Annotated in this window: 11 protein-coding genes and 1 tRNA gene; 10 read left to right on the top strand and 2 right to left on the bottom strand. The window is 62.1% G+C overall.

Going from position 1 to position 14,360, the window contains the following annotated elements:
* Position 1: 1 nt before the first annotated feature.
* A complete protein-coding gene (locus tag LDN90_RS00190) occupies positions 2–1,429 on the bottom strand; it encodes an NAD(P)/FAD-dependent oxidoreductase (protein ID WP_223947456.1) in 1,428 nt (475 codons plus the stop codon).
* A 56-nt stretch (positions 1,430–1,485) separates the two neighbouring features.
* Here LDN90_RS00190 and LDN90_RS00185 point away from each other — a divergent pair, with 56 nt between their 5' ends.
* From LDN90_RS00185 to LDN90_RS00175, 3 genes are all read left to right on the top strand, one after another.
* The gene (locus tag LDN90_RS00185; protein WP_216924337.1) at positions 1,486–2,232 is read left to right on the top strand and encodes a TetR/AcrR family transcriptional regulator; all 747 of its coding nucleotides are present in this window, start codon (positions 1,486–1,488) and stop codon (positions 2,230–2,232) included.
* 94 nt (positions 2,233–2,326) lie between these two features.
* A complete protein-coding gene (locus tag LDN90_RS00180; RefSeq protein ID WP_223947455.1) occupies positions 2,327–3,454 on the top strand; it encodes a mandelate racemase/muconate lactonizing enzyme family protein in 1,128 nt (375 codons plus the stop codon).
* Between the two features lie 10 nt (positions 3,455–3,464).
* Complete coding sequence (locus LDN90_RS00175) at positions 3,465–4,163, top strand: FCD domain-containing protein (RefSeq protein WP_223947454.1); 699 nt, start codon at positions 3,465–3,467, stop codon at positions 4,161–4,163.
* A gap of 130 nt (positions 4,164–4,293) precedes the next feature.
* Here the strand turns inward: LDN90_RS00175 and LDN90_RS00170 are convergent.
* Positions 4,294–4,376 (bottom strand) — tRNA-Leu (locus LDN90_RS00170).
* Positions 4,377–4,762: 386 nt separating this feature from the next.
* Here LDN90_RS00170 and LDN90_RS00165 point away from each other — a divergent pair.
* From LDN90_RS00165 to pknB, 7 genes are read left to right on the top strand one after another with little or no spacing between them, the layout of a single operon-like run.
* A complete protein-coding gene (locus LDN90_RS00165) occupies positions 4,763–5,512 on the top strand; it encodes a DUF3662 and FHA domain-containing protein (protein WP_216924342.1) in 750 nt (249 codons plus the stop codon).
* 5 nt (positions 5,513–5,517) lie between these two features.
* Positions 5,518–5,997: an FHA domain-containing protein gene (locus LDN90_RS00160; protein WP_216924646.1), complete on the top strand. Its 480-nt coding sequence runs from the start codon at positions 5,518–5,520 to the stop codon at positions 5,995–5,997.
* Positions 5,998–6,000: 3 nt separating this feature from the next.
* Positions 6,001–7,692 (top strand): PP2C family serine/threonine-protein phosphatase, encoded by a 1,692-nt coding sequence (locus LDN90_RS00155; RefSeq protein WP_223947453.1) that lies wholly within the window; start codon positions 6,001–6,003, stop codon positions 7,690–7,692.
* A complete protein-coding gene (locus LDN90_RS00150) occupies positions 7,689–9,119 on the top strand; it encodes an FtsW/RodA/SpoVE family cell cycle protein (RefSeq protein ID WP_223947452.1) in 1,431 nt (476 codons plus the stop codon). The genes LDN90_RS00155 and LDN90_RS00150 overlap by 4 nt, the downstream gene beginning before the upstream one ends.
* Positions 9,116–10,573, top strand: coding sequence for a penicillin-binding protein 2 (locus tag LDN90_RS00145; protein WP_216924348.1), 1,458 nt, complete (start codon positions 9,116–9,118; stop codon positions 10,571–10,573). Before LDN90_RS00150 ends, LDN90_RS00145 begins: the two co-directional genes overlap by 4 nt.
* Positions 10,570–12,420, top strand: a complete 1,851-nt coding sequence (locus tag LDN90_RS00140) for a protein kinase (protein WP_223947451.1) — start codon at positions 10,570–10,572, stop codon at positions 12,418–12,420. Before LDN90_RS00145 ends, LDN90_RS00140 begins: the two co-directional genes overlap by 4 nt.
* 9 nt (positions 12,421–12,429) lie before the next feature.
* Entirely contained in the window at positions 12,430–14,331 is a 1,902-nt protein-coding gene (pknB, locus tag LDN90_RS00135) for a Stk1 family PASTA domain-containing Ser/Thr kinase (protein WP_216924350.1), read from the top strand.
* The last annotated feature ends 29 nt before the right edge of the window (positions 14,332–14,360 follow it).

The following is a 14,360-nucleotide window of genomic DNA, read 5'->3' as shown; positions in this document are numbered from 1 at the left end:
GTTAGCCGACCGGCAGCGCGCTCAACTTGTTGGCCTCGACGATGCGGGCAGCGGTTGCCTGCCCCATCCGGACCGCGCCGTCCACGTGCTGGTAGCCCTCGGCCGCGAGGTCGGACGAGGACCAGTAGATCGGTCCCACGTTCGCGTGCTGGTCCTTGCCGTAGCGGTGCAGGCCGCCGAGATCGTAGCTGGATGCGTACGCGCCGCGGGTCCATTCCTCGGAGCCCCAGTCCGATTCGTAGTAGACCTCGGGAGTCAGGGCCTTGTCGCCGAGGAAGCCGGCGATGGACTTGAGGACGGCCTTCTTGCGGTCTTCTGCGCTGAGCTCGAACACGGCGTCCGCTTTTTCATCGGAAATGAAGCCCACCAATGTGCCGCGGGAGTCGCCGTGGTTGGTGTTGTCGTAGACCTCCTGCACCAAGGCGCCGGCGCTGAACCCGGTGCCGGAGAGGCCTTCTTCGCGCCAGAACGGCGTGCTGTACACAGCGTGAACCTTGATGACCAAGCCCAGTGACTGGTGCTGGTGCATTTGGTGCTGGCGGCGCGGCAGCGGCGGGTTGAAGGAAACGCGTGAGTACAGGTTGGGCGGCACTGCCATGATCACATACCGCGCGTTCACCGTGGCCCGCTCAGATTCAACCGTCACTCGATCGACGTCCCAGTTGATGGTGCGAACCGGGCTGTTAAGCACGACGTCGGAACCCAGCTCGGCTGCCTGGAGCAGCGAAACCTGCTGCATGCCACCAATGACGCGCTTGTCCAGGATGAAGTCTTCGTCCGTCAGGTGTGTGAAGGACCCTGCGGAAGCGGCCATGAGGACGGCCTGCAGCGCAGAGAAGGCGTGGGCAGGCTTGGTCAGCATGCCGCCGGCGATGAAGAGCCCGATGTTATTGCAGGCTTCCTCGTCGTTGGAGTTCTGGCGGAGCCAGTGGTGGAAGGAGATGGTGTCCAGTTCGCGGGCCTTGGGGTGCGCCCAGGGCTCCGTGGGCCCGATCTCCGCGGCGAGCCCGTCCAGGATGGCAACGAGCTTGTCCATCTCCGCCTTGGTGTGCTCGTTTACCGGGAAGGTGTCACCCGTGTACTGCACGCGCTTGCCGTCGGCACCGATGTAAACGGACTCGCCGTCGCGGTAGCGCGGGTACATTTTCAGTCCCAGCTCGTCCAGCAGGTCCATGAGGGCCGTCTGGTCCGGGGAAACCCACTGGCCGCCGATTTCCAGCATGGCGCCGTCGATGGTGTCGGTCCAGGTGCGGCCGCCCACGCGGTCGCGTGCTTCAAGCACTGCAACGCTGAGTCCGGCCTTCTTCAATTCGCGTGCCGCCGTCAACCCTGACGGTCCGGCACCGACGATCACAACGTCGCGATCAAGATTCTGCATGATGTCCTCTCCGTGGCCGTCCGTGGTGGCTGACCAATAAATGAATGCCATTCATTTATATTCGATGATAGCGGCCAAGTCCGCGACTGGGAAGACCCGATGGAATAATGCTGGAGATACAGGCAGCAGAAAGGCTTCCGATGCCCGCACCCACACCCGCTCCAGAACCCGAGCCGGGCGTTGCCCCTTCTCCTGCCAGCAAGGCGCGGCGCCGCGCCGGACGGCCCATGGCACGCATCCTGGACCAGAACGGCATCACGACGGCGGCCCTGGAGTTAATCAGCAGCAAGGGTTACGACGGACTCACCATGGCAGCGCTGGCACGTTCGCTGGGCGTGGCGCCATCCGCCCTTTACAACCACGTAGCATCCAAGGACGACGTCCTCTTGCTGGTAGAGGACCACTTGGCCGCGATGGTTGATGTCTCTGCCTTTGGTGTGGAGCCGTGGGATGTGGCTGTGCGCCGCTGGGCGTGGTCCTACCGGGACGTGTTCTCGGAGCACACGCCACTAATCCCCGTCATTGCGGTGCTGCCGGTTGCGAACGCCCCGAAGACCCTGGCGATGTACGAGGCCGTGACGGCTGGATTCCGCGACGCCGGCTTCCCCGAGGAGAAGATCATTTCCGCCATTGTTGCCCTGGAGGCCTTCGTCTTTGGGGCCGCCTATGACGTCACCGCGCCTGAAGACATCTTCGACGCCGGCTCGCTCGCGGACCAGGTACCCAACTTCACCGCCGCTGTGGACCGACTTGCCCTTGAGCAGCATCCGCGGCCAACGGACGTTGCTTTTAGCCTGGGGCTGGAGGCTCTGATCGGCGGGTTCGGGGCGCTGCGACAAGCTGTTTCCGACTGACGCGACTGACTGGGAGTTTGAGGAGTTCTTGTAGTACAAGTTAATAACTTGTATCCTAGGTGTCAGGCAAAGATGCCCACCCCTTAGGAGAACCATGAGCCCCGTAGATCTCATTCGACACATCAAGCTGTCAACGGCCCGCTTGCCCCTCGTAGTGCCCATCAGCGATGCCAAGGTCTTTACGGGCCGCCAGAAACCGATGACCGAAGTCGTCTTCCTCTTCGCGGAGATCACCACCGAGCAGGGCCACAGCGGCATCGGATTCAGCTATTCAAAACGTGCTGGTGGTCCGGCCCAGTACGCCCACGCGAAGGAGGTCGCGGAGAGCGTCATCGGCGAGGACCCCAACGACATCGGCAGGATCTATACCAAGCTTCTCTGGGCCGGGGCTTCCGTGGGCCGCTCGGGCGTCGCAACCCAGGCCCTGGCAGCAATAGACATCGCGCTCTACGATCTCAAAGCCAAGCGCGCCGGACTCCCCCTGGCCAAACTGCTGGGCTCCTACCGCGACTCGGTGCAGACCTACAACACCTCCGGCGGCTTCCTCAACGCCACGTTGGAAGAGGTCAAGGCACGCGCAACGCAGTCCATCGAAGAAGGCATTGGCGGCATCAAGATCAAAGTGGGCCTCCCGGATTCCAAGGAGGACATCCGTCGCGTGGCGGGCGTCCGCGAACACATCGGCTGGGACGTACCGCTCATGGTAGACGCAAACCAACAGTGGGACCGGGCAACCGCCCTGCGCATGGGTCGCCAGCTTGAGGAATTCAACCTCATCTGGATCGAAGAGCCGCTGGACGCGTATGACTTCGAAGGGCACGCACACCTTGCCCAGGTCTTGGATACCCCCATCGCCACAGGCGAGATGCTGGCCTCCGTTGCGGAACACAAAGGCCTTATCAACGCCAACAGTTGCGACATCATCCAGCCCGACGCACCACGCGTTGGCGGCATCACCCAGTTCCTGCGCCTCGCAGCCCTCGCCGACGAACGTGGCCTTGGCCTGGCTCCGCACTTCGCCATGGAGATCCACCTCCACCTGGCTGCCGCCTACCCGCGCGAGCCGTGGGTGGAGCACTTCGATTGGCTGGATCCATTGTTCGAGGAACGCCTTGAGACCAAGAACGGCCGGATGATCGTTCCGGACCGCCCCGGACTCGGCGTAACGCTGAGCGGGCAGGCCCGTGCCTGGACCACCGAATCCGTGGAATTCGGCGCGTAATCTTGAACCCATGAGCCGAAACCTGACAGCGGATCTCGCCGCCGACCTTCGCAGCCGCATCGTCGACGGCGTCATCCAGCCAGGTGAGAAGCTCCCCAGCGAAAATACCCTCATCGGCGAATACGGCGTCAGCCGGACAGTGGTCCGCTCCGCCCTGACCCGTCTGCAGGCAGAGGGACTTGTCGAAACCGAACGTGGGCGGGGCAGCTTCGCGTTGACCCCGCCATCGGACGGCCCACTTCAAGCGCCGGGCACAAGGCCGGTTGTGAGTATGGAAGACCGGCTGCAGATGCTCGACTTCAGGATCGGCGTGGAGACTGAAGCCGCAGCGTTGGCGGCCTTGAATCACACTGAGCATCAATTGAAGGCAGTCCACGGTGCCCTGGAGCAATTCACGGCAAGTTCCGGCCACCCGGCCCACTCCATGAAGGCTGACTTCGAATTCCACCGGGCCGTTGCCGCGGCGTCAGGCAATCCCTTTTATACGGACTGCATCAGTGCGTTGGGCCAAACCATGATCACCATGCCCCGCACGCGCCTCCTGGCCAGCGACGAGGAAGACTCCCGGGAACGCTTCGAGCAGGTGGTCCACGAGCACTCCTCTATATACGCGGCCATCGCCGATGCCGACCCAGCGGCTGCCTCGGCGGCCATGCGCCTGCACCTGAGCAATTCGCGACGCCGGTTCAAGGGTTCGCGGCGCGGCTGACCTCCCGCTTCGCAGCCCAACTAAGTCGCATTAGTGCGCGTTTAGAGCCGTCTAAACGCGCACTAATGCGACTGAGTTGGGGGAAACAACAAAAGAGCCCCGATCCTAAGACCGGGGCTCTTTCTATGCGTGCGCGAGGGGGGATTTGAACCCCCACACCCTTTCGGATACTGGCACCTGAAGCCAGCGCGTCTGCCGTTCCGCCACTCGCGCGCAACTTCTTTTTCAGGACTTCCACCGGTCTCCCAGCTTCGTTTCCTTCAAAAGCAGCGAGATCAAGCATAACGGACATTCCAGACAAAACACCAATCGAGCCCCTGTGGGGGTGTGGACAACGCGGAGGTAAGGTTCCCACGCCGTACAACTTCTGCTTAACGGCACGGAAATTTCACATCCTCCCTACCCCGCCAGAACAGGCAAGAATCGAACTTTTCCGCGTCGTAAGGCGTTGTGGATTAAGGCCATTCCCAGACACTCCCAGTAGTATCGGGAAGTGGAAGGGCCGTTTGGCGCTCACTTTGCTGTGTGCATGGACGGGTCGAAGCACCGAGTATTGAACCAGGCGCAGTGGGTGCCGCGACGAGGAAGGGAGAAGGACCATGGGTTTGCTGGACAAAGTCGAGCGCGGCATTGAAAAGGCTGTCCGCAACGTCTTCTCCACGGGGTCGCGGGCACGTGTTGAGCCGGTGGAAATCGCGAGCAAGCTACGGCGCGAGCTGGACAACAAGTCCATCACCATCGCGGCCGGGCGCACTCTCGCCCCCAACGTGTTCGATGTCCTCCTCAGCGACGAAGATTTTGGACGCGCCCAGGAGTGGGGGACTCCGCTGGCAGAGGAACTGTGCGATGTGGTCATCCAGCACGTTCGCAGCCAGGGCTACACACTCCAGGGTGCCGTCCGGATTTCGTTCCGTCGAAATGAAGAGGAACGCGCCGGACACTTCGAAATAACTTCCCGGACCGAGAAATCCTCCGACGACGCCGCTGCCGCGCCGCAGGCCCCTCGGCCAAATGTTCCAGCTGCACCAGCCCGGCAGCCAACCCGACTCCAGCCTGTCCTGGACATTGCCGGCCAGCGGTATTCACTCAATGCCCAGTCGGTGGTGCTCGGCCGCTCTTCGGAAGCGGACATCCTGGTGGATGACACCGGCGTCTCCAGGAAGCACCTTGAGGTCCGCACCCAGAACGGCACCACGTGGGCCGTTGACCTCGGTTCCACCAATGGCAGTTACGTCAACGGTCACAAGGTGGACGGTAGCGTGGAGCTCACTGACGGCTCAACCATCACGATGGGACGTACAAAGATCATTTTCCGCCTCCTCCCCCAAACCCTGGGTGGCCACGCGTGAACGACATCAGCGAACTGACCATCACGGCACTTCGCTTCGGTTTCCTGCTGTTGCTGTGGGTCTTGATCTTCAGCATCGTGTCCACCATGCGCCGCGACTTCCAGATCGGCCGCAAGGCCGTGACCGGAGCCCCTACGGCGCGCGAAGTCCGCAAGCACCCCGAATTGGCCGCTTCCCCAACGCCCGCCATCCAGCATGCGCGCAATCTGGTGGTGACTGAGGGACCTCTCAAAGGCACCACCCTTCCTTTGGCAGCAAGCCCTATCCTGTTGGGCCGCGCCCAGGAAGCCACGCTGGTCCTGGAAGACGACTACGCTTCCGGCCGGCATGCACGCTTGTTCCCGCAGGGCAGCCGCTGGTTCATTGAGGACCTCGGGTCCACCAACGGCACCTACCTGGCCGATCAACAGCTCACCCGTGCCCTGCCGGTGGAGCTTGGCGTTCCCGTGAGAATCGGCAAGACGGTTATTGAATTGAGGCCGTAGTCCATGGCCTCTCCCGAGACCCCGGAAGGCAAGGAAACGCCTGCGGAGCGCCCGCTCATCATGCGCTACGCCGCGCGATCCGACGTCGGACGGATCCGCTCCAAGAATGACGACTCCGCATATGTGGGCCGCCATCTCGCAGTCGTTGCCGATGGCATGGGCGGTCACGCAGGCGGAGACGTCGCCTCGGCCTCCACGGTGCTGGACATGATCCACCTCGATCATGATGACTACCCCGACGGCGCCGACACGATCCTCGCCGATGAGATCCAGACCGCCAATTCACTGCTGTCCGAGCTGGTGCATCAGAATCCCAAGCTATCCGGAATGGGCACCACCGTTACTGCCCTGCTCCTTGAGGGCCGCAAACTGCATTTCGCCCACATCGGCGATTCCCGGGCCTACCGCCTGCGGAACAAGAAGTTCGAACAAGTCAGCATTGACCATACGTTCGTTCAACGCCTTATTGACGAAGGCCGGCTCCGCCCCGAAGAAGCCGAAACACATCCCCACAAAAACGTTCTGATGCGCGTCCTGGGTGACGTCGATGCCAGCCCTGAGCTGGACTTGGATGCCCTCGACGTCGAACCGGGCGAACGATGGCTGCTGTGCTCGGATGGCCTCAATTATGTGGCAGGGCACGTGGTGGAGCGGGTATTCCGGGAAACCAAGGACCTGCGGGAATGCGCGGAAATCCTTGTCAATCTCACGTTGGAAGCCGGCGCCCCGGACAACGTCACCGTGGTCGTGCTGGAGATTGCTGAGGAGACCGACGACGACGTCAATACTGCCGCCGTCGACGTCGTTCCTCCCGCGGCACTTGCCGCGCTCGACGAGCCGGAATCCTCTGCCACAGATAAGCCGGCGGAAGGTCCCTCCGCTACCAAGCCCGCAGATGCAAGTCCGGGCGAGCTTAAGGCAGCGGCGCCCGATGATGGCAAGGTTGCTGAAGCCGGTTCCTCCTTCAGCACCGGCGACCCAACTGCGGAGAAGGCTGAGTCCGCCGACGAAGCCGGAACCTCCAAAGAGCCGCCAACCACTACCGACCCCCATCTCGGTGAGCATCTTTCCGCTGAGGTCCTCCGCGAGGAACTCGCCAGCCGTCCCCACGAGCTTGTCGGTGCTGCGGCTACAGCGGCCGAGACCGGATCCATCCCCACTGTGGCAGGCCGCACCGTTGCTCGACGTGCGGCTACTGTGCTCACCCACAAGGCCGAACAGGACCGCCTGGAAGCCGAAGAACCGGCACGCCGCCGCATTCGCTGGCTCATGCCTGCCGTCGCAGCTGTTGTTGTGCTCGGCGTCGTGGTGGGCCTGTGGCTTGGCTACGCTTGGACGCAGACCCGCTATTACGTTGGGGAATACGACTCCCGTGTAGCAATCTTCAACGGCATATCGCAGCGGCTCGGACCCATCCAGTTGTCCCGGCTTGAAACTGTCACTGACCTCCGTGTTGCGTCTCTTCCCGAGTATGGTCAACAGAGCGTTCGGCAGACTGTTCCTGCCGGAGACCTTGATGATGCCCAACGTATTGTGGAGAACTTGAAGAACTACGGCAGTACCTCTGGAACCTGCCCCAGCACCGCACCTTCCCCCACTCCGTCAGCGACAACAAGTGTTCCAATTCCCAGTACAGCGGCCATTGCCAGCCCCACGCCTTCGCCCGTACCGACTCCCTGTGAGGCGGCAAAATGATCCAGACTGAGACCACGCCCAAGCCGCGCCGCAACGTTGAGCTGGCGCTCATCGTGCTTGCGCTTGTCGTTGGCATCGGCGCCAGCGCTTTGGTGAGCATCAATTCCGAAAGTGGACTGGACAGCGACTTCTGGTTCCAATCGAGCCTGCTTGCTGTCGCTGCCTTTGCCTTCCACGTTGTTCTGAGGTTGCGCGCTAAGTATGCCGACCCAGTAATACTTCCGATCGTTGTTGCCTTGAACGGGCTCGGCCTCGCTTTGATCCACCGCATGGACGGGCCTGGGGACGATACCGGTAATAATCAGCTCCGTTGGACGCTTATTGCCATGGCAGTATCCATCGCTGTGATTTGGTTCCTCAAGGACCACCGCATCTTGCGCCGGTTTACCTACATTTCCTTGGCAGCGAGTGCTTTCCTTCTGGTTTTGCCGCTCGTTCCGGGCATTTCAGCCGGTGAGGTACTGGGTGCGAGCGTGTGGATCCGGATCGGCCCGATGACGTTCCAGCCCGGTGAAATTGCCAAGATCACGCTGGCAATATTCTTCGCCGGGTATCTTTCCTCCAACCGGGACCTCATCCTGCTGGCCGGACGGAAAATCGGCCCCATGCAGTTCCCACGGTTCAAGGACCTGGGTCCCATGATCACGGCCTGGTTGGTGAGCATCGGCGTCCTCGTATTCCAGCGCGACCTCGGATCGTCAGTCCTCTTCTTCGGCCTCTTCATTGTGATGATCTACGTCGCCACAAGCCGCATCTCCTGGGTGGTGATCGGCCTTGCCCTGATCCTTGGCGGCGGCTTCATCGCTTCCAAGATCTTCTCGCACGTTGCCTTCAGGATCGACAGCTGGATCAACGCCTTCACACCCGAAGTCTTTGGCAGGTCGCCCGGTGGCAGTGGGCAGATCGTCCAAGGCTTGTTCGGCATGGCTGACGGCGGGCTGGTGGGCACGGGCCTTGGCCAGGGCCGGCCGGACCTGGTGCCCTTCGCCAATAGCGACATGATCGTGGCACTCATCGGCGAAGAACTCGGCCTGATTGGTCTGTTCGCCGTCGTGATGCTCTACCTGTTGCTTTTTACCCGCGGTTTCCGTGCCGCATTGGGCACCCGTGATGCTTTCGGCAAGTTGTTGGCCTGCGGGCTCTCCTTCGCTATCGCGCTCCAGTGCTTCGTGGTCATTGGCGGCGTCACCAGGCTTATCCCGCTGACGGGCCTCACCACGCCGTTCCTGGCCGCCGGTGGATCCTCCCTTCTGGCCAACTGGATAATCGTCGGCCTCCTGCTCATGATCTCCAACACCGCCCGCGGGCCCATAGATACCACTCCGATGGTCAACAAACCTCCTGCAAGCAGCACCAACCCGGCCGCCCGCAAGTCGTCCGCCGTACCCACACCGGGCGCGCCCACGGAAGCGGTGAAGCACCCGTGAACCAGGCAATTAGAAGTTCGTGGATGGCTGCCGTCGCCATGTTCGCGTTGATTTTCGGCGCCATTAGCTACGTCCAGGTCATTGGCGCTGACGATCTCAACGCCAATCCATGGAACCAGCGGGCCATCCTTGCAACGTTCTGCAATGACCGCGGGGCGATCATCGTCGCAGGTAAGCCGATTGCAGAGTCCGTTCCGGGAAACGAGTCCTGCGCGTTCCAACGCAAGTACACGCAGCCTGAACTTTATGCGGGCATTACCGGATACTTCTCCAGGGGATTTGGTTCTACGGGGCTCGAGCAGTCCCTGAGTGATCAGTTGGCTGGAAACTCTGACCAGCTGTTCCTGGATCGCGTCAGCCAGATGTTCCTTGGGAATGAGCCCAAGGGCGCCTCCGTGGAACTCACGCTCGATCCCGCCATCCAGCAACTTGCCTACGACCTCATCCCGGAGGGTCAGCGTGGCTCCATCGTTGTGACCAACCCGAAAACCGGCGCCATCCTGGCCATGGTTTCCAAGCCGTCTTACGACCCCAACCTGATCGCTACCCACGACACCGCTGCCGCAGCGGCCAATTACGCCGAGCTGAACAAGATTCCCGGCATCAACTTGAACCAGAATGTCAGCGGGCCCACGGGTAACCTGTTGTCCCCGGGCTCGGTGTTCAAGCTTGTCGATACTGCGGCCGCCCTGAATTCCGGCAAGTACAACAAAGACAGCGAACTGCCGAACCCCAGCAGCCTGCCATTGCCTGGCTCCAGTGCGAGCCTGCCCAACTACGCCGGAGGCAACTGCAACGTCCGTGAAACGGCAACGTTCTCCTTCGCCCTGGAACAGTCATGCAACACTCCCTTTGCGAGCATCGCCCTGGATCTTGGCCAGGACGCCATTCGGGACCAGGCAGAGAAGTTCGGATTCGGTGACACCTTCGGCGATCAGCTCAAGCTCCAGCAGGCCGTCAGCGTCTTCCCGAAGGATCTTGACCAAGCGCAGCTTGCCCAGTCCTCGGTGGGTCAGCGCGACGTCAAGGCAACTCCGCTGCAGATCAACCTGATGACTGCGGCAATTGCCAACGGTGGTGTGCAAATGAAGCCCAACCTGGTCAAGACAGTCCGTGCACCCGATCTCCGGGTAATCAGCGAGTTCAAGCCCGAGGCCCTCCGTACAAGCACCACCCAGCCCATCGCGAACCAGATCACCCAGTGGATGAGCAGCGCGGTCTCCAACGGCATCGCCAGCGGCGCTGCCGTTCCGGGAGTCCAGGTAGCCGGTAAGACCGGTACTGCCGAGCTCGGCGATTCAGGTTTGAACAACTCTTGGTTCACCGGGTTCGCCCCGGCGAACGATCCGCAAGTGGCCGTCACCATCGTCATGGAAGGTGTGGATGTGCTCACAGGCGCCAAGCTAACCAGTCCGAACGCAAAGAAGATTTTTGAGGCGGTGTTGAATAAGTGAGACCTACTTCGGGAATCACACTCGGCGGCAGGTTCCAGCTGACCAGTCGCATTGCGATTGGCGGCATGGGCGAGGTCTGGAAGGCCAAGGACCAGATCCTGGGCAGGATCGTTGCCATTAAGGTGCTCAAGGAGGAATACACCGGGGACCCCGGCTTCCTCCAGCGTTTCCGCGCCGAAGCCCGCCATACAGCACTCCTTAACCACGTGGGTATTGCCAACGTCTTCGATTACGGCGAAGAAGCCGGCTCGGCGTATCTGGTCATGGAACTGGTACCCGGCCACCCCTTGAGCGGCATCCTTGAGCGCGAGCAGGTCCTGTCGCCTGACATGACTCTTTCGATCATCTCCCAGACGGCGCGCGCACTGGCGGTGGCACATGCCCAGGGCCTGGTCCACCGCGACATCAAGCCGGGCAACCTCCTGATCACGCCTGACAACCGCGTCAAGGTCACCGACTTCGGTATCGCCCGCCTGGCTGACCAGGTGCCGCTGACCCAGACCGGCCAGGTCATGGGCACCGCCCAGTACCTTGCTCCAGAGCAGGCAACAGGTCAAACTGCCACCGGCTCGTCTGACATCTACTCGCTGGGCGTCATCGGCTACGAATGCCTCACCGGCCACCGTCCGTTCTCCGGTGAATCCCAGATCGCCATTGCCCTTGCGCAGGTTAACGATGCCCCGCCACCGCTTCCGGAGACGCTGCCTACTCCGGTGCGTGCCCTCCTGATGTCGATGCTCGCCAAGGATCCCAAGAACCGTCCAGCCAACGCCATCAAGCTTGCGGAGGCCGCCGAGGCTATCCGCAACGGCGATATCACCACTGCCCACGCCGCGGTGCCCGGAATGCTCCTCTTCGAAGCCGCTACTGGACCCATCACGGCACCGGTCAACACTGCCACGGCCCCAACCGGCGTCGTTACCTCGCCTTTTGGCAAGGAGCATTCCACGACGTCGACTTCCGCGCTTCCGGTGCTCGGTGCAAGCGCCGCTGTTGGAGGCGCAGCCGGTGCGGCTGTTGGAGCTGCCGGCGCTTCCGCGGACAACCATTTGGCTCGCGCGAATGCACTTGAGGCAGAGCGGCAGCTGAACGACGATGAAGAAGTCATCTACAGCGATGACGACAACTACGACGACGTCGAGCCTGAGCGTAAGAAGCGCAGCCCCTGGACCTGGCCGCTCGTTGCCCTGATCCTGCTGGTGCTCTTCGCACTGGTTGGTTTCCTGATTTCACAGTCGGGCTTCTTCTCACCGAATCCGGGTCCGAGCGAGTCCCCATCTGCAAGCACAAGCCGGAGCGCAAGTCCAACGTCGCAATCGGCCACCCCAACGCAGACGTCCCAGGCCCCGTCTCCGACACCGACGCAGTCCACCCCCCAGAAGATCAACCTGATCCCTGAGGAGTATCTCGGACAACCATTTGAGACTGTCCGCAGCCAGCTCGTTGGGTTGGGCCTGCAGGTAAACGGGCAGGAAGTATTCAACACTGCTGCGGTGGGCACGGTAACTGACCTTAACCCCACGGGACCTGTTGATCCAGGGGAAGTTATCACTGTCCAGTACTCCAAGGGTCCGGAAATGGTCTCCGTGCCCAGCATCGGCGTGGGGCTCAGCGAGGACGAGGTCCGGGGACTGATCGAAGCAGCGAACCTGCGGTGGGTCCCGGGCGATCCCGTCAATGGTGCCGTCGGCCAGAAGCCAGGCACGTTCGTACGTTCCGAGCCAGCCCCTGGAACAAAGGTTGCCGCCGGTTCGGTAGTCACGTACCACCTGTCCAAGTCGCTTGTACCGAGCAATCCGACATCCCCGAGCGCCAGCCCCAGCGGCTCCGGCAGCCCGAGTAACTAAGTAGCCGCCATGTCTACGCCACGGCCCGGTCCAGCGCACCGAGAGGAGAGTACACCTGTCTCTTCGCAGCGCATCCTCAATGGTCGCTACGAACTCGGTGACCTGATCGGCCGTGGCGGCATGGCAGACGTCTACCGTGGTTCAGATACGCTCCTGGGACGCACCATTGCAGTCAAGGTCCTGCGTGCTGACCTGGCCCGCGATCCGCAGTTCCAGGCCCGTTTCAAACGCGAGGCCCAGGCTGTCGCAGCACTGAACCACCCTTCCATCGTGGCCATCTTCGATACAGGTGAGTACTCTGTCCCGGGCGGACCAGGTGAGGACGTGCGTGTCCCATACATCGTGATGGAGTTCGTCGCAGGACGGACGCTGCGGGACATGATTAAAGCGCACGAACTCGGTGTCGAAGACTCCATCGGCTACACCCTTGGCGTCCTCGCGGCGCTGGAGTACAGCCATCGTGCGGGCATTGTGCACCGCGATATCAAGCCCGCCAACGTCATGGTCTGTGCTGATACCGGGGACGTCAAAGTCATGGACTTTGGCATCGCCCGGGCCATGGCTGACTCCGCTGCCACCATGACGCAGACGCAGGCTGTGGTGGGAACGGCTCAATACCTTTCCCCCGAACAAGCACGGGGAGAGACCGTTGATGCCCGCAGCGATCTCTACTCCGCAGGCTGCCTTCTGTACGAGCTGCTTACGGGCCGGCCACCCTTCGTAGGCGACAGCCCGGTTTCGGTGGCCTACCAGCACGTGCGCGAGACGCCAGACCTTCCCAGCGCCCATAACCCCGAGGTTTCCGAGGCTTTGGATTCCGTGCTTGCCAAGGCGCTCCAAAAGAACCGTTCGGACCGATTCCAGGATGCGGCTGCCTTCCGGCGGGCACTCAGGGCCGCGAGCAATGGCATCCCCGTTCCCGTTCTTCCCGCCAGCGAGGCACCCACCGACCCCAACGACCTCATTTCATCCGAAGACCCGGACACGCAGCTCTTGAGCGCCACGGCCGTTGGATTCCTTGACGTCGAGCACTACAACGGCGTGACCCAAGACCCCATTGAGGAACCGCTGGACGAAGCACTTCCCTTGGACCTCCCACCCGAACGTGAGCGGACCTCCCACCAGAAGTCCCGCCGTCGCACTTGGGCGGCGACGCTGGCAATCTTCACTATCCTTGTTCTCGCAGGCGCCGGATTCTGGATCTACAGCCTGGTCAATGCGCCCCCCGCGGCGCCGGCCAAGGTGGCGGTTCCCTCGGTGACCAACATGTCGGAGTCCCAGGCGCTGCAAGAGCTCTACTCAGCAAAGCTGGTTCCCAAAACGGCACGTGTGGCCAGTGACAAGGTTGCCAAGGACATGGCGATCGGCACGGCACCCACTGCGGGCTCCATGCTTGAACAGAACGCCGAGGTCATCCTCAACATCTCCAGCGGTCCCAGTTCGGTAACCATCCCTGCAGACATTGTGGGCCGCACCGAGTCAGACGCCCGCGACACCCTTCGGCGCCTGGGAATCACGGGCAACATCTCCAGCGTGAGGACGCACAGCCCCACGGTTCCCATCGGACTCGTCATCACCACGGGTCCTGCCCCCGGGGCGCCCATAGCCGCAGGATCCAACGTTGAGCTGCAGGTCTCCTCCGGCAAAGTCCTGATGCCCCAACTTATCGGTCTTACCCAGCCGGAAGCCGAAGCGCTGCTGAAGGAGAACGGCCTCGTCATGGCCGTGGTTGAGCAGGAAAATTCCCAGGTCACGCCCGGCAAGGTCACGGCGCAAAGCGAAACCTTCAATACGGAAGTGGATCAGGGCAAGACGGTGACGGTAACGGTAGCCAAGGCGCCGGCTCCGACTCCCACACCCACGCCGACTGACACCTCGAGCCCCAAGCCGACGCCCACCAAGAAGGACTAACGGGTCGGGTCCCCTCAGCCGCCGCTACA

The sequence above is a fragment of the Arthrobacter sp. NtRootA1 genome (assembly GCF_019976975.1).
In the GTDB taxonomy this organism is placed as follows: Bacteria; Actinomycetota; Actinomycetes; order Actinomycetales; family Micrococcaceae; genus Arthrobacter; species Arthrobacter aromaticivorans.
Note: the sequence above shows the minus strand (reverse complement) of the source record. Positions and strands in the feature narration are given on the sequence as shown.

Bases quoted from the DNA above. Each gene is read 5' to 3' on its own strand.
- LDN90_RS00185 (WP_216924337.1), top strand. From the start codon at position 1,486: ATGCTGGAGATACAGGCAGCAGAAAGGCTTCCGATGCCCGCACCCACA.
- LDN90_RS00180 (WP_223947455.1), top strand. From the start codon at position 2,327: ATGAGCCCCGTAGATCTCATTCGACACATCAAGCTGTCAACGGCCCGC.
- LDN90_RS00155 (WP_223947453.1), top strand. From the start codon at position 6,001: ATGGCCTCTCCCGAGACCCCGGAAGGCAAGGAAACGCCTGCGGAGCGC.
- LDN90_RS00175 (WP_223947454.1), top strand. From the start codon at position 3,465: ATGAGCCGAAACCTGACAGCGGATCTCGCCGCCGACCTTCGCAGCCGC.
- LDN90_RS00190 (WP_223947456.1), bottom strand. From the start codon at position 1,429: ATGGCATTCATTTATTGGTCAGCCACCACGGACGGCCACGGAGAGGAC.
- pknB (WP_216924350.1), top strand. From the start codon at position 12,430: ATGTCTACGCCACGGCCCGGTCCAGCGCACCGAGAGGAGAGTACACCT.
- LDN90_RS00150 (WP_223947452.1), top strand. From the start codon at position 7,689: ATGATCCAGACTGAGACCACGCCCAAGCCGCGCCGCAACGTTGAGCTG.
- LDN90_RS00165 (WP_216924342.1), top strand. From the start codon at position 4,763: ATGGGTTTGCTGGACAAAGTCGAGCGCGGCATTGAAAAGGCTGTCCGC.